The organism is Paracidovorax sp. (assembly GCF_057642795.1).
This window is the reverse complement of the sequence record NZ_JBXYZY010000002.1, coordinates 85,336-109,292: the sequence shown is the minus strand read 5'-3', so window position 1 is coordinate 109,292 and position 23,957 is coordinate 85,336. Positions and strand designations below refer to the sequence as shown.

Sequence of the window (23,957 nt, the reverse complement as noted above, 5' to 3'; positions counted from 1 at the left end):
AGCATTTCATGACCAAAGTCTTCATCGACGGCGAAGCCGGAACCACGGGTCTGCAGATCCGCGAGCGCCTGCAGGCGATGCCGCAGGTCGAGCTGGTCAGCATCCCTGCCGAGCTGCGCAAGGACCCGGAGACCAAGCGCCGGATCATGGCCGAGGTGGACCTGGTCATCCTGTGCCTGCACGACGATGCCGCACGCGAATCCGTGGCCATGATCGACCAGCTGCCGGGCAATAAGCCGCGCATCATCGACGCGAGCACCGCCCACCGCACCGCCGAAGGCTGGACCTACGGCTTTCCCGAACTGTCGCAAGGCCAGCGGGCCGCCGTGCAGCAGGCCGACCGGGTGGCCAACCCCGGTTGCTATGCCACGGGTGCGATCGCGCTGCTGCGTCCGCTGGTCGATGCCGGCGTGCTGCCCGCCGACTACCCCGTCGCCCTGCCGTCCATCAGCGGCTACACCGGCGGCGGCCGGCAGATGATCGAGGCCTACGAGGCGGGCGGTGCCGCGCCGTACGAGCTGTACGCCCTGGGCCTGCAGCACAAGCACCTGCCGGAGATCATGCGCTATGGCCGCGTGGCGCGCCGGCCCATCTTCATTCCCGCGGTGGGCAACTTCGACCAGGGCATGCTGGTGGAGCTGCCCCTGCACCTGGACCTGCTGGCGGGCCGGCCCACGCTGGCGCGCCTACACGAGGTGTACGCCCAGCACTATGCGGGCAGCCAGTGGGTGTCGGTGGAGCCCGCCACCGCGTCGGGCAAGCTGGACGCCGTGGCGCTCAAGGACACCAACCAGCTGGAAATCCGCGTCTTCGGCAACGAAGAAGCCGGCCACGCGGTCGTGGTGGCGCGCCTAGACAACCTGGGCAAGGGCGCCAGCGGCGCGGCCGTGCAGAACCTCCAGCTGATGCTGGGGCTGTAAACAGCCGCCACACACACGACCCGCTACGGGACGGCACACCGTCCGTGCGGCTGCAGGGAGACCGCGAACATGTCCACCACCGCACACTACCGCGCAGCCACCCGCCGGGCGCTGGGTGGCGTATTGCTGTGCACCGCGACCGCCGCCGCGGCGCAAGGGATGGCACCCGTCACCGTGCGTGCCACGGGCGGCGCCAACGACGCCCAGACCACAACCTACGAACATGAGGAACTGGCCCGCGGGGGCGACAGCACCCTGGCCGATGTGCTGCGCCGCCTGCCGGGCCTCACCCTCGATCCGGACGGCCGGGTGCTGCTCAGGGGCATGGGCGGCGGCTATGTGCAAGTGTTGCTCGACGGCCGGCCGCTGGGCGTGCAGGGGCAAGGCCCGATGCTCGACGGCCTGGGCAGCGAGTTCGTGGAGCGTATCGAGATCGTGCGCGGCGCCAGCGCTGCCGATGGCGGCGAAGGCATTGCCGGCACCCTCCGCATCACCACCCGCGAGGCGGACGGCGCGCCCCTGCGCCGTGCCACGGCCGAAGCCGGCGCCACGCGGGGCGGGCACAGCCAGCGCCTGGGCCTGCAGTGGGGCGACCGGCAGGGCGATGTGGCGTGGCGCCTGGCCGCCCGCTGGCGGGACGGCGACAGCGCCACGCAGCGGCACGCCGTCAGCCGGATCACCGGCCCGGACGGAACGCTCTACCAGGCCGAAGACACGCGCCAGCGCACCGGCCTGCGGTCCCGCGAATGGGTACTCCAGGGCGCGCTCGACTGGAAGCCCGGCGGCGATGACGAGATCACCCTCAAGTTGCTGGCCGAGCGGGGCCCCACCCGCCGTACCACGGCCGGCACCAGCCTGGCCGACGGGCGGTGGCGCAACGGCCCCACCACCACCATCACGCACGACGACGAGCCGCGCTTTCAGCACATCGAGCCGCAACTGCGCTGGCAGCACCGCCTGGCGACCGGCGGAACGCTGCGCCTGGACTACCTGCAGTCGCGCGTGGCCTCCCACGATGTCTTCCAGACGGCGGCATTCGATGGGGCCGGCGAGCCGCAGGACGCGAGCGACTGGCAGGGCGCCTCGGTGGAACGCAGCCGACGGCTGGCCGTGCGGGTGGAGCAGCCCGTCAGCGCCCACTGGCGCTGGACGGCGGGTGCCGAGCTGCGGCGCGACCGCGGCGGGGAGAACGCGGTCTCCGACGGCGAGCCGGAGACGTCGCGCCTGGCCCGCCGCGCCCTGGGCGTGTTCGGCCAGGTGCAGTGGCAGCCCGCACCCGGCTGGCGCGTGGAGACCGGCCTGCGGCGGGAGCGGCAACACACCGCCACGGGCGATGCCGACGACCCGGCGCAGCGCCGCAACAGCGCGGCCGTGTGGCTGCCCTCGCTCGATCTGGGCTGGGCGCAGGGCGCCGACCGGCTCTGGCACCTGGGCGTGGCGCGCACCTACCGCCAGCCCCGCCTGAACGACCTGTCGCCGGGCGGCCGCAGCACCGGCGGCGCCAACAGCGCTTTCTTCCCCGACGTGCGCGGCAACCCCTCGCTGCGCAACGAACGGGCCCATGGCATCGAGGCCGGCGTCACCCAGGCCCACGGCAGCGCCAATCTGCAAGGCGAGCGGCCCGGCGAGCTGCGGATCGGACTGTTCGCCCGCGACATCCAGGACGCCATCGTGCGCCAGCTCTCGCTGCGCGACGACGGCCGCTGGGTGCAGTCTCCCGCCAACATCGGCCAGACCCGCGTGCGCGGTGCCGAGGCGCAATGGCGCTGGGATTTCGCCCGCCTCGCGCGGGACGATGCCTGGCATGCCCCGCTGGTGGTGCGCGCCGACCTCACGATCACCCGTTCCACCGTGGCCGCCACGGCTGCGCCCGCACGGCTCGCAGGCCAGGCGCCGATCGTCGCAGGCCTGGGCTTCGATGCCGGCAGCCGGACGTGGCCCGCGGTGACCTGGGGCGCGACGCTGAAGCTGGAGTCCGGCTACGCGGCCCGGGCCAGCGCCACCAGCCTGCTCCGCACCCGCACGCTCGCCACCATGGACGCCTACGCGCTGTGGAAGATCGATGCGCAGACCCGCCTGCGCCTGCGCGCCACCCAGTGGGGCCAGGACTGGCGCACCCGGCTGGTCTCGGCCACCAGCGACACGGGAAGCCAGCAGACCGAGACCGCCCGCCTGTCCCGGGCCTGGACCGCCGCCCTGGGCCTGGAGCGGGACTTCTGACATGGCGTGGCGCCGCTGCCTGCCCGGGCCTCCACGCCCTCGCGCGGCCACCACAGCCCGCGCCAAAGCGGCCGCGCGCCGCAGAGGACGGCGCGGCCTGAACGCTGTCAAAACCGCCTGCGCGGGGCACAGCCCGCAAGGACGCTGAGATGCGCAGGCCGCCCCCGAGCCCCCGGCGCGGGCCCCTATGGCTGCTGGCCGGCCTGCTCCTGTTCTTGCTACTGCCCCTTCACAGCGGGGCCGCCGGCCCGGCGCTGCAGCAGGCCGACGCTTTGCTGCAGCGCGCAGGCCGCACCCTGCAAGGCCCGCCCGAGGCCGCCGCCTGGGACGACCTGCGCACGGCGCGCCGCCTCTTCGCGCATGGCGCACAGCTGACGGCCCGCGAACGCGGCCTAGGTGCGTCGCGCGCCGCCCAGGTTGCCAGCTGGCTGTACCACCAGCGCGGCGAGGCGGCGGCCGCGCAGGCGCAGGGCCGGCAGGCCCTGCGCGCCGCACTGCGCTGGCAACGGGCGGACGGGCCGGAGGTTCTCGGGGCGCGGCAGGCGCTGTTTTCGCAGGCGGTGGCCCGCGGCCGGTGGCGGGAGGCCCAGACCGCACTGGCGGCACTGCAGCCCTGGCTGCCGGCCGACGGCGCCTGCGACGACGCACTTTGCGCGACGGTGCTGTCCCACCGCTCTCAGCTGCACTTCGCGCTGGGCGACACCGCCCGCGCCTACGCGGAGCGGCAAGCCGCCCACCGCCACAGCCGGCGCACGGGCGACGGCAACGCCCTCGCCTGGGATGGCAGCTCGCTAGCCGCCCTGGCCCGCCTGCTGGGCCGCCCCGAGGATGAGCGCCGGTGGCTGCAGGCCTTGCGGCAGGACGTGGCGGCAGGCCGCATCTCCGCGGAGCATCCAGCAGCGGCCCTGGTGCGCACCCGCCTGGCCGAGCTCGACGCCGACGCCAGCGCTGGTACCGCCGCCCTGGCGCAGGCCCGCGCCCAGGCCGCTCGGGAGGTAGACGCGATGGAAGCCACGAGCGGCTTCATCGAGCGCGACCGCGCGGGACTGCTGCTGATGCAGGCCCAACTGAGCCGCCGAGCCGGCGACACCGCCGCCGCGCAACGCCAGGCCGCCGAGGCGCTGGCCATCGCCTGGGCGCTCGACAACGGCGATCTCGCCTGGCAGGCAGCCGAGCGGCTGGCGGATGCCGCCGAAGGGGCCGACGACGCCCCCGGCGAAGCGGCGTACGGCAAGGCCTTCGTCAACGCCCTGCAGCAGCACCGCGCACGGCTCGGCGATGCCTCCGCCGCCGCACAGCAGCGCTTCGTCGCCCGCCTGATGCACGGCTACGAAAACCTGGCCGACGCGCTGGTCCGCCAGCAGCGCCTGGCGGAGGCCGAGCAGGTGCTGGCCCTGGTGCGCGACGGCGCTTACCACGCGCTGGTGCGCAGCGCGCCGCCGCCGCAGCTGTTGCCTTTCGCCCCGGCCGAGCAGGCAGCCCAGCAGCGGCTGGCACAGCGGCGGGCCGATTTGATGCAGGCCATGGCCCGCTGGAACCAGGCCAGCCGCCCGCGGGGCGAAGGCGAAGCCGCCGTGCGCGCCGCGCTGGAGCCCGTGGTGGCCGCCGTGCTGGCGCTGCCCGGGGCGGCCGAGCCCGGTCCGCCACCCGCGGCCCCCGCCCCGGCCCCTGCGCTGGCGCTGGGCGGCCCGCCGCGCGTGCTGTACCTGCCGGGCACGCGCACCTTGCGCATCGCCGTGCAGCACGACGGCCAGACCACGGTGCGCGAGGTGCCGCTTCCCGAAGAGCAGTTGCTGCAGCAGATCGCCGCGCTGCGGCGCGCGCTGCAGGACCCCGCCAGCGACCCACGCCCGCTGGCCCATGCGCTGTACCGCCAGCTTTGGGCGCCCGTGGCCGATCTGCTGCCGCCCTCCAGCGCACCGCCGTCCGCCGGCCCCGCCGCCCCGCCACCGCCGCTGGTGCGCGTGCACCCCGTCGGCGCGTTGCGCTACCTGCCGTTCGGCGTGCTGTTCGACGGCACGCACTGGCTCGTCGAGCGCACCACGCTGGCCCTGGATGGCGGCATGCCCGCGCCCACCCGCCCAGCGCCGCCCCCCGCTCGGCGGGACGGCTGGGCGCTGCTGGGCGCGAGCCACGGCGCGGGCCTGCCCGCCCTGCCCCACGTCGGCGCCGAACTGCGGGCCATCCAGCGCGAGGCGCTCGCCACGGCCGCCGGCCCGGCCGACGTGGCCCTGGACGACGCCTTCACCCCACAGCGCCTGCAGCACGCCCTGGCGCGGCAGCGCGTGGTGCACATCGCCAGCCATTTCGTGCTGGTGCCCGGCCAGCCGGGCGCGGGCTGGCTGCAGCTCGGCCGCAACCGGCGCATCACGCTGCAGGCGCTGGCCGGGCCGGAGTACCGCTTCGACGGCCTGGATCTGCTCACGCTGTCGGCCTGCGAAACCGCCGTGCCCAGCGGCCCGCAGGGCGATGGCACGGCGCTGGAGAGCCTGGCCTGGCTGGCCCACGCGCGCGGCGCGCGCCACGTGCTGGCCAGCCTGTGGGCGATTCCGGACGCATCGACCCACCCACTCATGCAGGCCTTCTACCGCGCGCTCGCCACCGGGCTGCCGCCCGCAAGCGCCCTGCAGCAGGCCCAGCGCACGCTGCTGGCGGGCGGCGATCTGCGGCCCCTCGGCATCGCGGGCGGACAGCCCCGCGCCGCCCTGCGCGGCCTGGGCGCGCTGCCACCCGAAAGCGCCCAGCCGCAGCCGCCCGCCCCCCCGGCCCGCATGGGTCTGCATCCCTACCACTGGGGCGCCTTCGTGCTCCTGTCCCAGCCGGAGGCCGACCACGATTTGCTACCAATAACAGAGCATCCTGTCCAGGCGGAATAAGCGCAAGGGCCGGATTTCACCCATCCCCTTCCCGCAGGCCACCCCGCCCGCCCGCGGCGCTCACGACCGGCCAGCCACCACCTGCCAGTGCAAGCGCGCCTGCCAGGCCGCTGCAGGCGCCGGGTCGATGGCGCGCGGCAGGGACTGCGGGGACGCGGGCGCGATCTGGAGCACCAGCGATTCCGGTGCAGTCTCCGGGCCCCTAAGGACGAACCGGCGCACCAGGCGCGCCGGCGCTGCCGGCCAGCCCGCGTCCAGGCGGGGGCTGTCGCCCGCCAGCGGTGGATGCAGCACGGCCGTACCGCCTGCGGCCGTGCGGTGCACCAGCAGCACATCCAGTGCCCCGCCGCAAGCGTTCTCCACCTGCAGCGTGAGCGTGGTGCCCGCTGCCAGCGGGCCCAGCGACTGCTCGGGCTGCGCGCCCCAGTCCAGCCAGTCCGGCGCCTGCGCGGACCGTTCCGCCGGCGCACATCCCATCCGCACGCGGACGCCGGGCGGCAACGGTGCGGCAGCGTGCGCCGCGGCGGCGAGCTGGAGGACCGGGACGGCGGCGCGCGTCCACAGCGGCGCTTGCAGGCTGCCCTCGAACCGGGGCGATGGCCACGCCGAGCGCGGCAGGCCAGCGGCCTGCGCCCGGTCGGCGCAGCCGGCCAGCACGCGGCGCGCCAGGGCCGCATAGTCCGGCAACGCCTCGCGCCCTGCAGGCACGGAACCCGGGGCCAGCGCCGCGCACAGCGCCGCCGTGAACAGCCCGCGCACCGTGCCGTCGCGCCCGCGCCATTCGGGCGTGCGCTGCAGCTCTCCGCACGCGAACAGCCCCACATAGCCCTCGGGCCGCGGCCGGGGCGCGGGCAGGCGCTCGGGCAGCCGGGCAGGGCCCGCCTGGGCCGCGCCGGCACGGCCCGGCGGGGCCAGGTCGGCCACCTGCAGGCCGCGCCACGCCACGCCGGGCTGCGCCGCGCGGGTGGCGGATGCGGCGTGGCAGGTGTCGAACACCGCCAGCACATGGGCGCCCAGCGCCAGCCAGGCGTCGATGCGGGCGCCCACCTCGGCATCGGCAACGGCGCCCTGCAGCGGCCAGGCGCCTGCGTCCGCCACGCGCGCCGCATCGTGGGCCAGCAGGCAGGCCAGCCGGCCATCGGGCTCGGCCATGTCCTTGGCCGGCCCGGCCACCCGCACGCCGTGGCCGGACCAGTACAGCAGCACCGTGTCGCCCGGGGCCAGCCGTGCGGCCATGCCGTCCAGCGCCGCCAGCAGCACGGCCCGCGTGGGCAGGGGCGCCAGCGTGTCCGGCACGCCATCGGCCAGCACCTGGATGCACTGTGGCGCGAAACCGTGGCCCGGCAGCACCCGCCGCAGCGCAGCCACGTCTTCCTGCGGACCGCGCAGCCACGTGGCCCGCGGCTGCAGTGCCAGGGCGGACACGCCGATCAGCAGCGCATGGCGCACCGCCGGGCCACCCGCTGCGGCTCGGGCCGGGCCCGCCCAGGGCGCGACCGCACCGGACAGCAGGACCTGGCGGCGGCGCAGCATGGGGGCGATGGGATGGGGTCGCGCGCGGTGCGGCCGGGCTCAGCGCGGCTGCACCGCCGCAGCGGCGATGGCGCCCGGATGGGCCTGCAGCCGCCCCAGGGCCAGGGCAGCATCCGCCGCCGGCACCTCCAGCAGCCAGGTGCCAGCGCCGGAGGCAGACAGGCGCCATTGCGGCTGGCCGCTCAGCACGGCCTGCAAGACGGGCACGGCGGCCGTATCGGCCACGGTGAACGCGAGGCGCGCCGGGGCCTCGGCCAGCAGGGCGGCATCCGTCCCGCGCCAGGACAGGTCGGCAGGTTCCGGGGTGCGGGCCTGCCAGGCGATCCAGCCGGCCTGCCCCACGATCAGCACCGTGGCCAGCGCGCCGGCGGGCTGGGCCAGCCAACCCGCCACGGCGCGGCACCAGCGCTGCCAGGGCGAAAGCGAAGACGGCGACGGCCGTGGTGGCACGGCCGGGCGCTGCGCCGGTGCGCCGGCCGCCGGAGCCTGGCGCAGGCGGCTCTGCAGCGCGGCCCAGCCCGCCTCCAGCGGCTCCGCTGCGGCCTCGGCGCGCAGCGTGGCGCGCAGTTGCTCGGCCCAGCGCACGTCCTCCAGCCAGTCCGGGTGCGCTGCGGCCTGCGCCTGCATCCAGGCAGACTCCTCAGCCGGGAGTTCGCCATTCAGGTAGGCCGGGATGTTCTCGGAGAAGCGCTGCGGCGCGCCAATGTGGGCGGAGGGGTCGGAAGGCGTCGTCATACGGGAGGCGAGGAGCGGCCAAGCCAGCGGTCCATGCAGGTGCGCAGGTTGCCGCGGCCATGGAACAGCCGGGTCTTGACGGTGTTTTCGGCGCACTGCTGGATGCGGGCGATCTCGGCCAGCGGCATGTCTTCGAGCGCCCACAGCAGCAAGGCCTCGCGCTGCAGGCCGTTGCGCAGGCGGCGCAGGCAGTGCAGCAGGCCCGCGCGGTGCTGCTGGGCATCGAGCTGGTCGGCGGGACCGGGGGCCTCATCCGCCGGGTCGATGCCCGCGCCGTCCAGATCGGTCTCGTGCCGCTGGCGCACGGCGCGCTGGCGCAGCCGGTCGATGGCCTTGTGGCGCGCCACGGCCAGCAGCCACGTGCCGAAGGCCACGCGCCCGTCGAAGCGTTCCGGGTCGCGCCAGAGGTCATGGAACACGTCCACGGTGACCTCCTGCGCCAGCGGATCGGCCTCGGCTCCGCAGGGCGCCAGCTGCAGGCGCGCGAACAGCCGCACCTTGCCGGCCCAGGCTTTCCACAGCAAGGCCAGCGCCTCTTCGTCGCGGGCACGGATGGCGGCCAGCAGTTCCTGTGGCGAGGGGGATACGGACATGGGGCGGGGCGGTGGATGCAGGGCTGGCAGGCCCGCGGCGTGCGGATGATAGCCACAAGTGGGCGCGCCGCGCTGCGCGGCCCCCGCAGATTTTTTGAACCCCCAGGCCACCGGGCACGAATAAGCCGGTGGCCCCGTCGGCGTCCGCCGGCGGGAGGCCGCATTTCTTTTCTTCCTCCCGCTCAAGGATTCCGCAATGCAGTTCTCTCCCTCCCTGTGCTCGGCCGTCTGCGCCGCCTTCCTGCTGGCCGCCTGCGGTGGCGGCTCCGGTGACAACAACGGCAACAACGGCAACAACGGCAATACGGGCAACGGCGGTGGCGGCAGCACCGCCACGGTCGGCTTCAAGGCCTACGGCCAACTCGACCCGGCTTCCGCCATGGACGCGCCGACAGTGGTCAGCAACGTGCCGGTGAACGCCAGCGGCCTGGTGAACGGCCAGTTCTTCATCGGCACGCTCGCGGTCACCCTCACGCCCACCAGCGACGGCGGCTACAACATCAGCAACAGCGTCTACAACACCGTGCTGACGCGCTCGGGGCTCATCGAGCTGTGCAATGCCACCGGTCCCAACGACGGCACCAATGGCCTCAAGAGCCGCTACGTGCTGCTGCCCGGCACGGCTACCAGCGTGGCGGTCACAGCGCTCAAGGGGCGGTCGTTCAAGCTGTACGAAGACTGCGCACAGACGCCCCGCTCCACGGCGCTCTTCCAGGCCGATGGCACTGTGCTGGAGCGCGAAGCCGGCGGCGCGAGCGAGACGATCTCCTCCGCCGAGGTGGCCGCCACCTTCGGCACCCTGGGGTTCACCAGCACTGAAGGCACCTACATCGCCCGGGCCTTCCAACTGGCGAACGGCAAATACGCCTTTGTTTCCCACGGGCTGCCGGCCGGAACGACCAATGCGCGAGGCTACGTCGAATTCTTCGTGGAGGAATGAGGGCGCCGTTGGCACGGCCTCTTGCACAGCCCGATGACCCGTGCCTTATGCTCACACCGCCTCCCTGACCATGCCGAGGGCAAGCGCCACCTGAATTTGCAGACGCCGGCCCTCACCCATACCCCTCTTCGAAAAGCGGACTGCGAATGAAAGAAATTACAGGAGTTTTGAGATCCCTGGGCTCCGGCTCAGTCAGCCATGGCAATGTCGGATCAAGCTTTCGCAAATACAACACTATTGAAATTGGCGACACCATCCTCCAGAAAATCGTAACCGCCCAAAGCCTAGATGACTTCGTGGAGCGTGGCGTTGGAAAGGAAGTCACCCTGTTTCTCAACGGAAACATGCTCATCGGGGTGAGGCTGCCAGGCGGAAGCATCTACTACTGGAAAAGAAGTTTGCTGCTGTTCATTTACAGCGTGATTGTCGGCTTATTTCTTCTGGGATTGGCAGTCGCACTTGGCGGGATGTGGGGCAGTTTTGTCATTCCAATAGCGACAGCGCTGGGATTGATTTTCTTCACCGTCAAACCCTTTGTCATGCAAACGCTTGTCTACCAGCCAAGACTATCGAGACTTGGCGGGACGCCGTTGAAAGGTTAGTTTTTCTAGAGCAGCGGAAAGAAGGCTCTGCGCCACGGGCGCCCGCTGTCCATCAGGCGCTGCCGACGCGCTGGAACCACCCGCCCGGCAGCCGCGCCACGCTGCCTTCCAGCTCCAGCTCCAGCAGCGCCACCTGCAGGCCGGCCGTGTCGCGACCGGTGCGGGCTTGGAGGGTGTCCAGGCTGACGGGGTCGAAACCGAGCGCGGCCAGCAGGTCGGCATAGGGGCTGGCGCTGTCAGCGGCCAAGAACGACCCGCGGGCGAGTTCATTCCCACTGCGATCGACCGTCGCCGTGTCATCCGCCGCGTTGCCTGCCGGTTGACCATGGGGGGCCGCACGCGCGTCCCGTCCCGTCGGGTTGGCCGGCAGGCGCAGCTCTTCCAGCACGTCCTGTACGGATTCCACCAGCTTGGCGCCCTGACGGATCAGCGCATGGCAGCCCCGCGACTGGGGCGCGTGGATGGAGCCGGGAATGGCGAACACCTCGCGCCCCTGCTCGGCCGCCAGACGGGCCGTGATGAGCGAGCCGGAGGCCAGCGCCGCCTCGACCACCAGCGTGCCCTGCGACAGGCCCGAGATGATGCGGTTGCGCTTGGGGAAGTTGGGCGCCAGTGGCGGCGTGCCCAGCGAATATTCGCTCACGATCAGCCCATGCTGGGCGATGCGGCGGGCCAGGTCCAGGTTGCGGCGCGGATAGACGCGGTCCAGACCCGTGCCCACGATGGCGATGGTGGCCGGCACGGACGGATCGCCGGGGTCGTCCAGCGCGCCTTCGTGCGCGGCGGCATCCACGCCCAGCGCCAGCCCGGAGACGATGCCCAGCCCCGCGCCGCGCAGTGCGCGGGCGAACTGCCGGGCGTTGTCCGCCCCCTGGGCCGTGGGGTTGCGGCTGCCGACGATGGCCAGGCAGTGGGAGGAGGGAAAGGGGTCGCACTCCCCGGAAACGAAGCGCGGCGCGCCCATCACGTAGAGCAGCAGGGGCGGGTCTTCGGTTTCCAGCAGGCTGCGTGGATAACGCGCATCGCCCAGAGTGACGAGGCCCCGGGCGGGGCCGCCGGCCTCGGCGCCCGGCAAGGCCAGCCACTGGCGCACGGCCTCGATCCGGGCAGCCAGCACCTCGGGCTCGCTGCGGAGGGCGCGGGCCTGCGCGACGCTGGCGCCGCAAGCCTGCAGCGCAGCCTCGGTCTGCCTGAAGATGGCCTGCGGCAGGCCGAAGGCCGCCAGCAGGCGGCGGGCGGTGGTATTGCCCACGCCCTCAGTGAGCGTGAGCCGGAGCCAAGCGGTCAGTTCTTCGGGATCCATGGGCACGACGACGAAAAGGCCGCGACGACGCCGGACAGACCGCGCGATCCGCGCTTACTGGGGGTTCACGAGGCGGTCGCCCACGCGCACACCCTCCTGCACGCGAAGCAGCAGCGCGTAGGACACCCGGTCGAACGTGCGGAACACCATGGCGGTACCGTTGGCCTCGCTGGGCAGCTGCAAGGCGATGCGCTCGCCGCCGGTCTTGTCGGTGATGCGGGCACCCTGGGTGAGCACGGTGAGCACGTAGCCGGCTTCCATGCCGTCGCGCGTGCCCTTGTTGATCGCGATCACCTGGTTCTGCGCGGCGAAGGCGAGGGCGCTGCTGCCGTAGAGCGACACCACGCGGGCATCGACCGGCATCTGCGGCTCGCGCGGGGTGTAGCTGGTCAGCACGCGCTCGGGCGCGGGCAGCAGGCGGTCGCCGGCACGGATCTCTTCCTTGGCCGAGCGCAGATCCACGGTGGCGGGCACGACCGCTTCGGTGGTGCCGCCCTTGCCGTCGGGCGAGGATTCGACCGACTGGCTGCGCACCAGCTCGGCCAGGCCGACATACTGCGCCTCGTAGCCCAGGATCTCGCCGGTGACCGGGTCTTTCATGGGCGTGGCGCTGCGGAACACGCGGTACTCGCGCGGCGTCTGCGGCGTGATCGTGAGCGCACTGCCCTCGGGACCCATGGCGTAGGCGCGGTCGCCGGTGGCCATGAGCACGCGCGCCTGGGTGGTGGCGACGATGCGCGGCGCCTGCGAGAAGGTGAGCTCATCGACCACCAGCGGCTCGACGAGGAAGGGCTCGATGAGGTGCGGGGGCAGCGTGGGCAGGGCGCTGGAGGCCAGGCTCTCGGAGCGGGTGCGCGGCGACAGGCGCACGGTGTCGGTCGGATCGCCGGCGCGGCTGGTGCGCAGGCGGGCGTAGCCATCGACCTTCTCCAGGTAGAGAGTCTGGCCGGGATAGATCAGGTGCGGATTGGGAATGGCCTGCAGGTTCATGCCCCAGAGTTCAGGCCATCGCCAGGGGCGCTGCAGGTACATGCCCGAGATGCCCCAGAGCGTGTCGCCGCGCTTGACCACGTAGGTGTCGGGCGCGGTGGGGGAGAGCTCGGAGAGGGGAACGCCGCGCGAGGCGACCTGCTGGGCCGTGGCGCGCTGCGCGCCGGTGACGGGGTAGCGGCCGGCGGCGGTCTGCGCCGCGGCGGGAAGGACGGACAGGCATCCGCTCAGGAAAGCCAGCGTGCCCAGCACGTTGCGGCGCGCGCGGATGGATGCCCTCATGTCGTTCCTTGTGTAGTGCATTGGAAAGGGAAGAACCGCAGGAAACGGTCGCCGGTGCGATCACTGCTGCCCGTCTGTCACGGGGCCCTGCATCCTGCTTTTTTGTAACGAATGACACAGTTGCCGAGACGTTCAAAACCGTTTGTGATTCTCTGCGCAAGCCCTTTCAGGGGCAATGATTATTGACAGCGCGCCCCGGGCACCCGGAGAAAGTGGCGAAAATAGCGACATATTTCCCTCGCGCCATGGCCATTCTTTCCATTCTCCGCTACCCCGATCCGCGCCTGCACAAGGTCGCCCAGCCCGTCCAGCAGGTGGATGACCGCGTGCGCGCCCTGCTGGACGACATGCTCGCCACCATGTACGACGCCCATGGCATCGGCCTGGCCGCCACGCAGGTGGATGTGCATGAGCGCATCGTCGTCATCGACGTCTCGGAGGAGCGCGACACGCCCCTGGTGCTGATCAACCCCGAGATCGTCTGGGCCAGCGCCGAGCGTGTGACGGGCGAAGAAGGCTGCCTCTCGGTGCCCGGCATCTATGACGGCGTCGAGCGCGCCGCCGCCGTGCACGTGCGTGCGCTGGACCGCGACGGCCAGGCCCGCACGATCGAGGCCGAAGGCATGCTGGCCGTGTGCATCCAGCACGAAATGGATCACCTGCTGGGCAAGGTGTTCGTCGAATACCTCTCGCCGCTCAAGCGCAACCGCATCAAGACCAAGCTGGTCAAGCAGCAGCGCGAGGAACGCGCATGACCCAGCGCGGCGGCAGCTGCGAAAGCCGCACGGCCGCCGGCCTGCCGGTGTTCGCCCTGCTCCGCGCCTGGCCCTTCACCCGGTGGCTGCCCCTGGCGGCCGCGCTGCTGCTGGCGGCCTGCGCCGCAGCGCCCACGCAGATCGCGCCCGGAACGCCCCGCGCCGCCGTGGCCGCCCAGCTGGGCACGCCCTATTCCGTCTCGCCGCTGCCCGGCGGCGGCGAGAGCTGGCTCTACACCACCTACCCGATGGGCTTCTATGCCTATCACGTCGATCTGGACCCAGCCGGGCGCGTGGCCCGCACCGAGCAGGTGCTGACCTTCGAGCGCTTCGCCGCCATTCCCGTCGGCCGCTTTACCGCCGCCGACGTGCGCGCCACCTTCGGCCCGCCCTTCGTGGTCGAACGCGTGTCCAGCTTCAACGGCGACGTGTGGACCTACCGCTTCATCGCCGACATCAATCTGCGCCGGCTGGCCCATGTGCATATCGACCCGGCCGGCGTGGTGCGCCACGTGATGTTCACCGACGAGCCGATGCCCGGCGACCGCCGCGCGTTCTGACTCCCCGGGCCGGGGCCATCACTCCGGCCCCCCTTGGCGCCCTGGGGCGCATTGCAGAATCCCCACCATGAAGATCGTTTTCGCCGGCACGCCGGATTTCGCCCGAGTGGCCCTCGAACGCCTGCTCGCCGCCGGCTTCACCGTACCGCTGGTGCTGACCCAGCCCGACCGCCCCGCCGGCCGCGGCATGAAGCTGCAGGCCTCGCCCGTCAAGCAATGCGCGCTGGAGCACGGCATCGCCGTCGCCCAGCCGCGCAGCCTGCGCCTGGACGGCAAGTACCCCGATGACGCCGCCGCCGCGCGCGAGGCGCTGCGGGCCGCGGGCGCCGATGCGATGGTGGTGGCCGCCTACGGGCTGATCCTGCCGCAGTGGGTGCTGGACCTGATGAGCGCCGCACGGCCGCCCGAAGGCGCGAAGCCCCCCGAGGGGGGCAGCGAACCACGCACCGCGGGGAGCGTGGGGGCCCACGGCCTGGGCTGCCTCAACATCCACGCCAGCCTGCTGCCGCGCTGGCGCGGCGCCGCGCCCATCCATCGCGCCATCGAAGCGGGCGACGCCGAGACCGGCGTGACCATCATGCAGATGGACGCGGGCCTGGACACGGGCGACATGCTGCTGATGGAGCGCCTGCCCATCGCCGCGCAGGACACCACCGCCACCCTGCACGACCGGCTGGCTGCACTGGGCGGGGGCATGATCGTCGAGGCGCTGGAGCTGGCCGCCTGCGGCGGCCTGCGCCCCGCGCCACAGCCGGCTGAGGGCGTGACCTACGCGCACAAGATCGAGAAGGCCGAGAGCACCATCGACTGGACGCTGCCGGCCGATGCCATCGGCCGCCGCATCCGCGCCTTCGACCCCTTCCCCGGCGCCAGCACCACGGCCCAGGGCGAGGTGGTCAAGCTGTGGAGCTACGAAATTGATAGCATTCAGCCCGCACCGGATGCGCGCCCGGGGCAGATTCTTGCCATAGACCCCGCCGGCATTGCCGTGGCCTGCGGCCAGGGCGCGCTGCGCCTGACGGTGCTGCAGCGCGCGGGCGGCAAGCGCCTGCCGGCGGCCGACTTCCTGCGCGGCTTTCCGCTCGCGCCGGGCGAGGTGCTGGGCGCGGCAGCCGCAACGGCCGCCGCCTCGCCGGAGCGCGCATGAGCCGCCTGCAGGCGCTGCGTGCCACCGTGCGCGACCCGGTTTTCCGCACGGGCGTGACGGACATGATGGCGACCTGCGTGGGCATCGCCGCCTGGGGCCTGGTGACCGGCGTGGCCATGGTCAAGACGGGCATGTCCGCGCCCATGGCCATCTTCATGTCGCTGGTCGTCTATGCGGGCAGCGCCCAACTGGCCGTATTGCCGCTGATGGCGGTGGGCGCGCCGCTCTGGGTGGTGTGGCTCACGGCCATGTGCGTGAACCTGCGCTTCGTCATCTTCAGCAGCATGTGGCGCAGCTACTTTCAGCCGCTGCCGCGCCGCCACCGGCTGGCGCTGGGCTACTTCAGCGGCGACGTGATCTTCGTGGCCTTCATGAAGCGCTTTCCCCGGCCCGAGCCGCAGCCCGAGCAGGTGCCCTATTTCTGGGGCGCGGCGACGATCAACTGGTTCTCGTGGCAAGTGCCGGCCATCGCGGGCATCCTGTTGGCCAACGCGGTGCCGCTGTCCTGGGGCCTGGGTTTCGCGGGCGTGCTGGCGCTGCTAGGCGTGCTGCTGTCCATGCTGTTCGACCGCGCCACCTGGCTGGCCACGCTGGTCGCCGCCACGGCGGCCATCGCCGCGTTCGCGCTGCCGCTGAAACTCAACATCCTGGTGGCGATCGCCGCTGCCGTCACGGCCGGTCTGTTGATCGAGGCGGCCGACCATCACCTGCGCCGCAAGCCCAAGGTGCTGCTGGTGCCGGCGGACGAGCCCCTGCCGCACGCCGATCGCCGGCAGGTGCAGGACGGCGACGTGCCGCTGCGCGAGGAGCGCCACCCATGAGCGCGATCGGCCAATGGTTCGCGGGCTGGAACTGGTCCTGGGTGGAGCCCACCATCGCCATCCTGGGCCTGGCGGCGATCACCGTGGTGTCGCGCGCCTTCTTCATGATCCCCGAGCGCGAGCTGCCCCTGCCCGACTGGCTCAAGCGCGGCCTGAAATACGCGCCGCTGGCCGCCCTCACCGCCGTGATCGCGCCCGAGCTGCTGATGACGCAGGGCGAGCTGATCCACACCCTGCGCGATGCGCGCCTGCCGGCCGGGCTGTGCGCGGCGGGCTACTACTTCTGGCGGCGCGGCATCCTGGGCACCATCGTGGTGGGCATGCTGGTCTATCTGCCGCTGCACATCGGCTGGGGCTGGTAGGCGCGGGCCGGGCACGGCCGCGCCCCTCGGTTACCAAGCGGTTACCAAAGCGCTGCCGGGGCCGCGGACGGCCCTAAAATGCGGCGCAACCTCAACCCAGCCGACTCCATGCACATCCTTCGCTTCTCCGATCTCTGCGCCGAGGGCCAGGCCCGCGGCCAACGCGTTTTCATCCGTGCCGACCTGAACGTGCCGCAGGACGACGACGGCCGCATCACCGAAGACACGCGCATCCGCGCCTCGGTGCCCTGCATCCAGATGGCGCTGGACGCCGGCGCCGCCGTGATGGTCACCAGCCACCTGGGCCGCCCCACCGAAGGCACGCTGACGCCGGCCGATTCGCTGGCGCCCGTCGCCCAACGCCTGGCCGAGCTGCTGGGCCGTGATGTGCCCCTGGTGGCCGACTGGGTGGACGGGGTGCAGGTGCAGCCCGGCCAGGTCGTGATGCTGGAGAACTGCCGTGTGAACCCCGGCGAGAAGAAGAACAAACCCGAGCTGGCGCAGAAGATGGCCCAGCTGTGCGACATCTACGTCAACGACGCCTTCGGCACCGCGCACCGCGCCGAAGGCACGACCTACGGCATCGCCGAATACGCCAAGGTGGCGTGCGCCGGCCCGCTGCTGTCGGCCGAGATCGACGCCATCACCCAGGCCCTGGCCGCGCCCAAGCGGCCGCTGGTCGCCATCGTGGCAGGCAGCAAGGTGAGCACCAAGCTGACCATCCTACAAAGCCTGGCCAAGAACGTCGATGGCCTGATCGTGGGCGGCGGCATCGCCAACACCTTCATGCTGGCCGCGGGCCTTTCGATCGGCAAGAGCCTGGCCGAGCCCGACCTGGTGGGCGAAGCCACCGCCGTGATCGAAGCCATGAAGGCGCGCGGCGCCGAGGTGCCGATCCCCACCGACGTGGTGGTCGCCAAGACCTTCTCCGCCGATGCGCCCGCCACCGTCAAGGCCGCCACCGACGTGGCCGATGACGACCTGATCCTGGACATCGGCCCCGAGACCGCCAAGAAGCTGGCCGCCCAGCTCAAGGCCGCCGGGACCATCGTCTGGAACGGCCCGGTGGGCGTGTTCGAGTTCGCCGCGTTCGAGAACGGCACCAAGGCCATCGCCCAGGCGATCGCCGAATCGCCCGCCTTCAGCATCGCCGGAGGCGGCGACACGCTGGCCGCCATCGCCAAGTACGGCATCGAGAAGGACGTGGGCTACATCTCCACCGGCGGCGGCGCCTTCCTGGAAGTGCTGGAAGGCAAGACCCTGCCGGCCTTCGAGATCCTGCAAAAGCGCGCCAACGGCTGATCCGCAGGTTTAGAGGCCTGTTGGACCACCAGCGCTTGTCCTGCAAGCGCTGGCCGCTATCAAAAGATGAGCCCGCTGGCACCCTGCCAGCGGGCTCTTTCACATCGGAGCGGCCCGCCGTGCGGCCCGCGCCTGCGCGCTCACGCCAGGGCGACGGCCGGGTTGAGCGTGTAGAGGCCCGTCAGCCGGGCCTGGGCCAGCACGGGCGCTTTCTCCAGCGCGGCGCGCACATTGGCGCCGGTGAGCGGCCCCTCGACCTGTAGCGTGGGCGTGCCCAGCGCATAGACCGTGAAGATGTAGTGGTGGACGATGGAATCGTTCCAGGGCGGGCAGGGGCCGTCGTAGCCATAGTAGTCGCCGCGCATGTCCGCATCGCCGGCGAACCAGCCGGTGTAGTCGTTGATGCCGTGGCGCAGGCCCTCGGGCGCGTCGGGGCCGGGCTTGCCGCGCGGCGTGACGGCGCTGGAATGGGCGCCTGCGGCGATCTCGGTGCGGCCGGCGGGAATGTCGAGCAGCAGCCAGTGGACGAAGTCCACGCGCGGCAGGCTGGCCGGCACGGTGCGGCCTTCCTGGTTCACGTCGTCGCCCCGGCTGGGCACGTCCGGGTCATGGCAGACGATGGCGAACGACTGTGTGCCGGCGGGCGCGCCGCTCCAGGCCAGGTGCGGATTGCGGTTGGCGGACAGCGCGACGTGCGCGGCCGCATCCGGCACGGCGAAGGCGAATTCGCCGGGAATGGCGCGGCCGTCCTGGAAGCTGTGGCTGGTGAGTTGCATGCGTGAAAGCTCCTGTGCGGTGGGTGAACGAAACGACAGCCCCGGCAGAGCCGGGCCGCTTCGGCATTCTAGGAATGCCCCATGCGAACCGACGCCCCCGATCCGGTCAACCCCGCCTGAGTCCCGCCCATCCAGCGGGCTGGGCGCCGCAAAGCCGAGCGCGGCCCGGCCACTCAGCGGCGCCGCCACCGGGGCGCCTTCTACAATCCCGGCCATGACTTTCACCGACATGCTGCGCGGCGCGACCGCGCAGAACGACTCCCTGCTGTGCGTGGGTCTGGACCCGGAACCCCAGCGCTTTCCCGAGCACCTGCGGGGCGACGCCGGCAAGATCTACGACTTCTGCGCCGCCATCGTCGATGCCACGGCCGGCCTGGTCAACGCCTTCAAGCCGCAGATCGCGTACTTCGCCGCGCACGGCGCCGAGGCGCAGCTCGAACGCCTGATCCGCCACATCCGCGCCACCGCGCCGCAAGTACCCGTCATCCTCGACGCCAAGCGCGGCGACATCGGCTCCACCGCCGAGCAGTACGCCAAGGAAGCCTTCGAGCGCTACGGCGCCGACGCGGTCACGCTCTCGCCCTTCATGGGCTTCGACTCGCTGGCGCCTTACCTGGCCTACCACGGCAAGGGCGCGATCCTGCTGTGCCGCACCTCCAACCCCGGCGGCGACGACCTGCAGGCCCAGCGCCTGGCGAGCGTGGAAGGCCAGCCGCTGCTGTACGAACACATCGCCCGGCAGGCGCAGGGCCCCTGGAACACCAACGGCCAGGTCGGCCTGGTGGTGGGCGCCACCTACCCGGCGGAGATCGAACGCGTGCGCGCCCTGGCGCCCACCGTGCCGCTCCTGATCCCCGGCGTGGGCGCCCAGGGGGGCGACGCCGCCGCCACGGTGCGCGCCGGGCTGCGCGCCAACGGGCCGATCATCGTCAGCTCTTCGCGTGCGGTGCTCTATGCATCGGCCGGCGCCGACTTCGCCGCCGCCGCGCACCAGGCGGCCGAGGCCACCCGCAGCGCGCTGAACGCCGCCCGGCACTGATCGCCGGGCTGCCCGCCGTGCAGCTCAAGTGGCTGGAAGACTTCCTCCTGCTCGCGCAGGAGCGCAGCTTCACGCGGGCGGCGGAGCTGCGCCACGTCACGCACCCGGCGTTCGGCCGGCGCATCCGCGCGCTCGAGGCCTGGGCCGGCACGCCGCTGATCGAGCGCGGCGGCGGACCGGTGCGCCTCACGCCCGCCGGGCAGGTGCTGCTCGATAGCGCCGAGCAGATGACGCGCAACCTCGCGCAGTCGCACGAGGAGATGCAGGCCGTCGCCGGCCGGCAGGCGCGCACCGTCACGCTGGCCACGGGCCGCACGCTGGCGCGCACCGTGGTGGCTGACCTGCTGGTGCGCCTGCGCCCGGCACTGGGCGAAGGCGAGCTGCGCATCATGACCCGCACGCTGGCCGAGGCCGTAGGGGAGATGCAGCGCGGCGAAGCCGACTTCTGCCTCATCTACCACCATCCCACGCTGGTCGTGCCGCTGGACGCGCGCCAGTTCTCCCACCTCACGCTGGCCTCCGACCGACTGGTGCCCATGTCGCGTGCGGACGCGAGCGGCGCGCCCCTGTTCCGCTTCGCATCGCCGGGCGAGCCGGTGCCTTACGTGGCCTATGCCCGCACCCTGGCGCTGGGGCGGCTGGTGGAGGACCACCTGGCCAACCACCGCGCGGCACCACGCCTGGAGCGCCTGATCGAATGCGATTCGCCGGACGCGCACTACGAATACGTGCTCAAGGGCCTGGGCGTGTCGTGGCTGCCGTGGTCGCTGGTGCATGCCGACGTGAAGGCCGGCCGCCTGGCCGCAGCGGGCGACAAGCGCATGGAGATCCGCTTCGACGTGCGCCTCTACCGCCCCAAGCGCCGCCTGGGCGCCATGGCGGAGACGCTGTGGATGCTGATGAGTCGGCGCTAAGGCGCTGCACCCCGCCCCGGCGCGCGCTCTGCGGGTTTCCCCTTCACTCCCACCGAAACAGCACCAGCCCGTGCCATTTCGGCACCATGCTGCGGCGCCCGCCTTCCACAATCGGCTCCATCCCTTCACGGAGCACTGCATGAACGCCACCTCTTTCCTGCCACGCCGCGGCGCCCTCGGCGCCGCCCTCGCGGCTGCCGCCCTGCTCACGGGCGCGCCCGCCGCCTTCGCCCAGGCCTACCCGGCCAAGCCCATCACCATCGTCGTCGGCTACCCGCCTGGCGGCAGCACCGACCTGGTAGGCCGCATGGTGGGCACCGAGCTGGCCAGCCGCCTCGGTCAGCCCGTGGTGATCGAGAACCTGGGTGGCGCGGGCGGTGCCATCGGCGCGCAGAAGGTGGCCAACGCCCAGCCCGACGGCTACACGCTGCTGGTGGGCGCGAGCAACGAGCTGGCCATCACCAAGCTGGTCAACAAGAAGATCAAGTACGACGTGAAGGACTTCACGGCCATCGGCCTGGTGGCCTCGCAGCCCCTGGTGCTGGTGGCCTCCGCCGGCTCGGGCGTGAAGAACGCCAATGAGTTCACACAGCTCGTGGCCAAGAACCCCGGCAAGTTCAGCTACGGCAGTTCCGGCGTCGGTACCTCGCTGCACCTGGCCGGCGAGATGATCAAGGAACAGGGCAAGCTGTTCATGACCCACATCCCCTATCGCGGCGTGGCGCCGTTGACCAGCGACCTGATGGGCAACAACCTGGAGTTCGGCGTGTTCGTGCTCTCCAGCGGCCTGCCGCACATCAGGAGCGGCAAGGTCGTGGCGCTGGGCACCACCGAGGCCAGGCGCTCGGCCATCACCCCCGACATTCCGGCGCTGGCCGAATACCCGCAGTTCAAGAACGTGGACATCGGCGTCTGGTTCGCATTGATGGGCCCGGCCCATCTGCCCAAGCCGGTGTTCGACAAGCTCAAGAAGGCGTTGGACGACACGCTGCAGTCGCCCGAGTTCCGCAAGAAGATGGAAGCCACGGGCTCCGTCGTGGCTTCGCCCACGGTGGACCTGAACAAGTACTGGGCCAGCGAAGTCGCCAAGTACCAGAAGATCGTGCAGTTCGCCAAGATCGAGGAATGATGAGCACACAAGCCTTGACCACCCCTGCCCCCCTCGCGTTCACCCTGCCCGCGCCGGACATCTCCGCCTGGCGCGCCGGCAACACCGGCACCGAAGGCGTGTGGCGCTTCGACAGCGGCCAGCCGGGCCGCCACGTGATGATCAGTGCGCTGGTACACGGCAACGAGCTGTGCGGCGCCTGGGCCCTCCAGGACCTGCTGGAGGCCGGCGTGCGCCCGCAGCGCGGCTCGCTCACGCTGGCGTTCTGCAACCTGGAGGCCTTCGACCGCTTCGACCCGCAGAACCACGACGCCTCGCGTTTCATCGACCAGGACATGAACCGCCAGTGGATCGACGAGCGCCTGCAGGCGGCCGACAGCCGCGAGCGCCGCCGCGCCGCCGCCCTGCGCCCCTTCGTGGCCCAGGCGGACTGGCTGCTGGACCTGCACTCCATGCACGAGCGCGCCGCACCGCTGCTGCTCACCGGCGTGCAGCCGCGCAACCTGCAGCTGGCCAAGGCCATGGGCGCGCCCGAGCACATCGTGGTCGATGCCGGCCACAAGGACGGCGTGCGCATGCGCGACTACGGCCGCTTCGGGCTGCCCGACGCCGTGGACGGCCCGGTACAGGACACGCGCTCGCTGCTCATCGAATGCGGCTTTCATGGCGACCTGAGCAGCCGCGCCGTGGCTTACGACCAGTGCGCGCGCTTCCTCGAAGCCGCAGGCACGCTGGACGCCGCCGAGATCGCCCGCCGGCTGCCCGGCTGGCGCCAGCCGGACGCCCCCCGCCAGTGGGCGCTGGAAGTCACCGGCCCGGTGGTCGCCAGGAGCGAGCGCTTCCGCTTCACACAGCCCTTCACGGGCCTGGAGGTGATCGAGAAAGCCGGCACGGTGATCGGGGACAACGACGGCGAACCCGTCACCACGCCGTACGACGACTGCGTGCTGGTCATGCCCTCCACCCGCCAGGCCCGCGCCGGCGTGACGGTCGTGCGCTACGCGCGCAGGCGTCCGCTGGAGTGACACGCGCCGCTCCCGCTCGCCGTTCCGCGCACGGCCGGCAGGGAGAGGCAGCCCTGCCTGCCTCCAGCCCATCTGCTATCGAAACAATAGCTATATGTGCGCAGCAGGAGCGGGCTAAAACGCGAAAAGGCCCGAAACCTGGCGCTACCGGCGCGACGCCGCCCAGCGCGGGCCCAGCACCACGCACACCAGCGCCAGGACCACGAAGGCCACGCCCGCCCATTGCCAGGGCGTGAGCACCTCGCCCAGCGCCAGCATGCCCGCCGTCAGGCCCACCACCGGCACGCCCAGGCTGAAGGGCGCGACCCGGTTGGCCGGGTGGCGCGTGAGCAGCCGCGTCCAGAGGCCGTAGCCCACGATCGTCGCCACCCAGCCCAGGAACATGGCCGCGGCCCAGCCCGACCAGGGCACCGCCGCCCAGGTGGAGGCCTGCAGCCAGCGCCCGGCATCGGGATCGGCCAGCGCCGACAGCGCCACGAAGGGCGCGATGGGCACCAGGCAGCTCCAGCCGACGAAGGCCAGCGGGTCGTAACCCGGCGATTCCTGCTGCGCCAGGCGTGCCACGATGTTGGAGGCCGCCCAGCAGGCCGCGCCGACCAGGGTGAGGGCCACGCCCGCCAGCGTCACGCCGCCCGCGCTCGCACCCGGCGCGGTGAAGTGCATGCCGAAGCACAGCAGCCCCACGGCGGCCAGCCCCATCCCGATGACGAGCGGGCGGCCCGGCCGCTCGTGCAGCAGCAGAAAGGCCCAGAGCGCGGTGAAGAACACCTGCGTCTGCAGCAGCACGCTGGCCAGCGCTGCCGTCATGCCCAGACGCAGCGCGAGGAACACCATGCCGAACTGCCCCACCCCCTGGCACAGCCCGTAGAGCAGCATCCAGCGCCAGCGCACCGACGGCGGGCGCACCAAGAGCACCAGCGGCAAGGCGGCGAACACGTAGCGCGCCGCACCCAGCTGGAACGGCGTGAACGTGCGCAGGCCCCACTTCATCACCACGAAATTGACGCCCCAGATCAGCACCACGACCAGCGCGGCGATCAGGTCGCGCCCGGGCAGAGGCGCGATCGGCGCGGCAGCCCGGTTCATGGCCGTGTGCCGCAGCAGTGGCGGAGGGAACATCCACGTCCGCAGGCCATGGAGGGAGCGAGGCCCGC

22 protein-coding genes are annotated in these 23,957 nt (G+C 72.1%); 15 read left to right on the top strand and 7 right to left on the bottom strand.

From position 1 onward, the window contains the following. Positions 1–8 precede the first annotated feature (8 nt). The 3 genes from argC (at position 9) to AC3A84_RS03245 (ending at position 6,016) form a co-directional block, all read left to right on the top strand. Positions 9–920: an N-acetyl-gamma-glutamyl-phosphate reductase gene (gene argC / locus AC3A84_RS03255; protein WP_487968310.1), complete on the top strand. Its 912-nt coding sequence runs from the start codon at positions 9–11 to the stop codon at positions 918–920. A 69-nt stretch (positions 921–989) separates the two neighbouring features. After that, positions 990–3,140 carry a TonB-dependent receptor plug domain-containing protein gene (locus tag AC3A84_RS03250; protein WP_487968309.1) on the top strand — a complete coding sequence of 717 codons (2,151 nt, stop codon included), beginning with the start codon at positions 990–992 and terminating at the stop codon, positions 3,138–3,140. Positions 3,141–3,355: 215 nt separating this feature from the next. Then, positions 3,356–6,016 (top strand): CHAT domain-containing protein, encoded by a 2,661-nt coding sequence (locus AC3A84_RS03245; RefSeq protein WP_487968308.1) that lies wholly within the window; start codon positions 3,356–3,358, stop codon positions 6,014–6,016. Positions 6,017–6,076: 60 nt separating this feature from the next. On the opposite strand, the gene AC3A84_RS03240 is transcribed toward AC3A84_RS03245, so the two are convergent. From AC3A84_RS03240 to AC3A84_RS03230, 3 genes are read right to left on the bottom strand one after another with little or no spacing between them, the layout of a single operon-like run. Then, positions 6,077–7,549: a caspase family protein gene (locus AC3A84_RS03240; protein WP_487968307.1), complete on the bottom strand. Its 1,473-nt coding sequence runs from the start codon at positions 7,547–7,549 to the stop codon at positions 6,077–6,079. Between the two features lie 39 nt (positions 7,550–7,588). Then, a complete protein-coding gene (locus tag AC3A84_RS03235) occupies positions 7,589–8,284 on the bottom strand; it encodes a hypothetical protein (protein ID WP_487968306.1) in 696 nt (231 codons plus the stop codon). Continuing rightward, positions 8,281–8,877: an RNA polymerase sigma factor gene (locus tag AC3A84_RS03230; RefSeq protein ID WP_487968305.1), complete on the bottom strand. Its 597-nt coding sequence runs from the start codon at positions 8,875–8,877 to the stop codon at positions 8,281–8,283. The genes AC3A84_RS03235 and AC3A84_RS03230 overlap by 4 nt, the downstream gene beginning before the upstream one ends. Positions 8,878–9,073: 196 nt before the next feature. Here AC3A84_RS03230 and AC3A84_RS03225 point away from each other — a divergent pair, with 196 nt between their 5' ends. Both AC3A84_RS03225 and AC3A84_RS03220 read left to right on the top strand, forming a co-directional pair. Further along, entirely contained in the window at positions 9,074–9,817 is a 744-nt protein-coding gene (locus AC3A84_RS03225) for a hypothetical protein (protein ID WP_487968304.1), read from the top strand. Between the two features lie 146 nt (positions 9,818–9,963). Further along, positions 9,964–10,419, top strand: coding sequence for a hypothetical protein (locus AC3A84_RS03220; protein ID WP_487968303.1), 456 nt, complete (start codon positions 9,964–9,966; stop codon positions 10,417–10,419). A 52-nt stretch (positions 10,420–10,471) separates the two neighbouring features. Here AC3A84_RS03220 and dprA read toward each other — a convergent pair whose 3' ends face one another. Both dprA and AC3A84_RS03210 read right to left on the bottom strand, forming a co-directional pair. Then, on the bottom strand, positions 10,472–11,722 hold the full coding sequence (dprA, locus tag AC3A84_RS03215; protein WP_487968302.1) for a DNA-processing protein DprA: 1,251 nt from the start codon (positions 11,720–11,722) through the stop codon (positions 10,472–10,474). 54 nt (positions 11,723–11,776) lie between these two features. Continuing rightward, complete coding sequence (locus tag AC3A84_RS03210; protein WP_487968301.1) at positions 11,777–12,994, bottom strand: LysM peptidoglycan-binding domain-containing protein; 1,218 nt, start codon at positions 12,992–12,994, stop codon at positions 11,777–11,779. Positions 12,995–13,239: 245 nt separating this feature from the next. On the opposite strand from AC3A84_RS03210, the gene def reads away from it, so the two are divergent. The 6 genes from def to AC3A84_RS03180 all read left to right on the top strand — a co-directional run bounded on the left by def (position 13,240) and on the right by AC3A84_RS03180 (position 17,941). Then, positions 13,240–13,749 carry a peptide deformylase gene (def, locus tag AC3A84_RS03205; RefSeq protein WP_092940261.1) on the top strand — a complete coding sequence of 170 codons (510 nt, stop codon included), beginning with the start codon at positions 13,240–13,242 and terminating at the stop codon, positions 13,747–13,749. Further along, positions 13,746–14,309 carry a hypothetical protein gene (locus AC3A84_RS03200; protein ID WP_487968300.1) on the top strand — a complete coding sequence of 188 codons (564 nt, stop codon included), beginning with the start codon at positions 13,746–13,748 and terminating at the stop codon, positions 14,307–14,309. The genes def and AC3A84_RS03200 overlap by 4 nt, the downstream gene beginning before the upstream one ends. Before the next feature lie 67 nt (positions 14,310–14,376). Further along, a complete protein-coding gene (locus tag AC3A84_RS03195) occupies positions 14,377–15,456 on the top strand; it encodes a methionyl-tRNA formyltransferase (RefSeq protein ID WP_487968299.1) in 1,080 nt (359 codons plus the stop codon). Beyond that, entirely contained in the window at positions 15,453–16,277 is an 825-nt protein-coding gene (locus AC3A84_RS03190) for an AzlC family ABC transporter permease (protein WP_487968298.1), read from the top strand. Before AC3A84_RS03195 ends, AC3A84_RS03190 begins: the two co-directional genes overlap by 4 nt. Next, positions 16,274–16,639 carry an AzlD domain-containing protein gene (locus AC3A84_RS03185; RefSeq protein ID WP_487968297.1) on the top strand — a complete coding sequence of 122 codons (366 nt, stop codon included), beginning with the start codon at positions 16,274–16,276 and terminating at the stop codon, positions 16,637–16,639. The genes AC3A84_RS03190 and AC3A84_RS03185 overlap by 4 nt, the downstream gene beginning before the upstream one ends. 108 nt (positions 16,640–16,747) lie before the next feature. Continuing rightward, positions 16,748–17,941, top strand: coding sequence for a phosphoglycerate kinase (locus AC3A84_RS03180; protein WP_487968296.1), 1,194 nt, complete (start codon positions 16,748–16,750; stop codon positions 17,939–17,941). A 140-nt stretch (positions 17,942–18,081) separates the two neighbouring features. Here the strand turns inward: AC3A84_RS03180 and AC3A84_RS03175 are convergent, their stop codons facing one another. Next, positions 18,082–18,717 (bottom strand): YbhB/YbcL family Raf kinase inhibitor-like protein, encoded by a 636-nt coding sequence (locus tag AC3A84_RS03175; RefSeq protein WP_487968295.1) that lies wholly within the window; start codon positions 18,715–18,717, stop codon positions 18,082–18,084. Between the two features lie 214 nt (positions 18,718–18,931). On the opposite strand from AC3A84_RS03175, the gene pyrF reads away from it, so the two are divergent. The 4 genes from pyrF to AC3A84_RS03155 all read left to right on the top strand — a co-directional run bounded on the left by pyrF (position 18,932) and on the right by AC3A84_RS03155 (position 22,803). Further along, entirely contained in the window at positions 18,932–19,756 is an 825-nt protein-coding gene (gene pyrF / locus AC3A84_RS03170) for an orotidine-5'-phosphate decarboxylase (RefSeq protein WP_487968294.1), read from the top strand. A 17-nt stretch (positions 19,757–19,773) separates the two neighbouring features. Beyond that, entirely contained in the window at positions 19,774–20,670 is an 897-nt protein-coding gene (locus AC3A84_RS03165) for a LysR family transcriptional regulator (protein ID WP_487968293.1), read from the top strand. Positions 20,671–20,809: 139 nt separating this feature from the next. After that, complete coding sequence (locus AC3A84_RS03160) at positions 20,810–21,799, top strand: Bug family tripartite tricarboxylate transporter substrate binding protein (protein WP_487968292.1); 990 nt, start codon at positions 20,810–20,812, stop codon at positions 21,797–21,799. Then, entirely contained in the window at positions 21,799–22,803 is a 1,005-nt protein-coding gene (locus tag AC3A84_RS03155; protein ID WP_487968291.1) for a M14 family metallopeptidase, read from the top strand. The genes AC3A84_RS03160 and AC3A84_RS03155 overlap by 1 nt, the downstream gene beginning before the upstream one ends. A gap of 144 nt (positions 22,804–22,947) precedes the next feature. Here the strand turns inward: AC3A84_RS03155 and AC3A84_RS03150 are convergent, their stop codons facing one another. Beyond that, positions 22,948–23,889, bottom strand: coding sequence for an EamA family transporter (locus AC3A84_RS03150; RefSeq protein WP_487968290.1), 942 nt, complete (start codon positions 23,887–23,889; stop codon positions 22,948–22,950). Positions 23,890–23,957: the final 68 nt, after the last annotated feature.

Excerpts from the sequence above, each read along its gene's own strand:
- argC (WP_487968310.1), top strand. The coding sequence starts at position 9 with ATGACCAAAGTCTTCATCGACGGCGAAGCCGGAACCACGGGTCTGCAG.
- AC3A84_RS03250 (WP_487968309.1), top strand. The coding sequence starts at position 990 with ATGTCCACCACCGCACACTACCGCGCAGCCACCCGCCGGGCGCTGGGT.
- AC3A84_RS03240 (WP_487968307.1), bottom strand. The coding sequence starts at position 7,549 with ATGCTGCGCCGCCGCCAGGTCCTGCTGTCCGGTGCGGTCGCGCCCTGG.
- AC3A84_RS03235 (WP_487968306.1), bottom strand. The coding sequence starts at position 8,284 with ATGACGACGCCTTCCGACCCCTCCGCCCACATTGGCGCGCCGCAGCGC.
- AC3A84_RS03230 (WP_487968305.1), bottom strand. The coding sequence starts at position 8,877 with ATGTCCGTATCCCCCTCGCCACAGGAACTGCTGGCCGCCATCCGTGCC.
- AC3A84_RS03225 (WP_487968304.1), top strand. The coding sequence starts at position 9,074 with ATGCAGTTCTCTCCCTCCCTGTGCTCGGCCGTCTGCGCCGCCTTCCTG.
- AC3A84_RS03220 (WP_487968303.1), top strand. The coding sequence starts at position 9,964 with ATGAAAGAAATTACAGGAGTTTTGAGATCCCTGGGCTCCGGCTCAGTC.
- dprA (WP_487968302.1), bottom strand. The coding sequence starts at position 11,722 with ATGGATCCCGAAGAACTGACCGCTTGGCTCCGGCTCACGCTCACTGAG.
- AC3A84_RS03210 (WP_487968301.1), bottom strand. The coding sequence starts at position 12,994 with ATGAGGGCATCCATCCGCGCGCGCCGCAACGTGCTGGGCACGCTGGCT.
- def (WP_092940261.1), top strand. The coding sequence starts at position 13,240 with ATGGCCATTCTTTCCATTCTCCGCTACCCCGATCCGCGCCTGCACAAG.
- AC3A84_RS03200 (WP_487968300.1), top strand. The coding sequence starts at position 13,746 with ATGACCCAGCGCGGCGGCAGCTGCGAAAGCCGCACGGCCGCCGGCCTG.
- AC3A84_RS03195 (WP_487968299.1), top strand. The coding sequence starts at position 14,377 with ATGAAGATCGTTTTCGCCGGCACGCCGGATTTCGCCCGAGTGGCCCTC.
- AC3A84_RS03190 (WP_487968298.1), top strand. The coding sequence starts at position 15,453 with ATGAGCCGCCTGCAGGCGCTGCGTGCCACCGTGCGCGACCCGGTTTTC.
- AC3A84_RS03185 (WP_487968297.1), top strand. The coding sequence starts at position 16,274 with ATGAGCGCGATCGGCCAATGGTTCGCGGGCTGGAACTGGTCCTGGGTG.
- AC3A84_RS03180 (WP_487968296.1), top strand. The coding sequence starts at position 16,748 with ATGCACATCCTTCGCTTCTCCGATCTCTGCGCCGAGGGCCAGGCCCGC.
- AC3A84_RS03175 (WP_487968295.1), bottom strand. The coding sequence starts at position 18,717 with ATGCAACTCACCAGCCACAGCTTCCAGGACGGCCGCGCCATTCCCGGC.
- pyrF (WP_487968294.1), top strand. The coding sequence starts at position 18,932 with ATGACTTTCACCGACATGCTGCGCGGCGCGACCGCGCAGAACGACTCC.
- AC3A84_RS03160 (WP_487968292.1), top strand. The coding sequence starts at position 20,810 with ATGAACGCCACCTCTTTCCTGCCACGCCGCGGCGCCCTCGGCGCCGCC.
- AC3A84_RS03155 (WP_487968291.1), top strand. The coding sequence starts at position 21,799 with ATGAGCACACAAGCCTTGACCACCCCTGCCCCCCTCGCGTTCACCCTG.
- AC3A84_RS03150 (WP_487968290.1), bottom strand. The coding sequence starts at position 23,889 with ATGAACCGGGCTGCCGCGCCGATCGCGCCTCTGCCCGGGCGCGACCTG.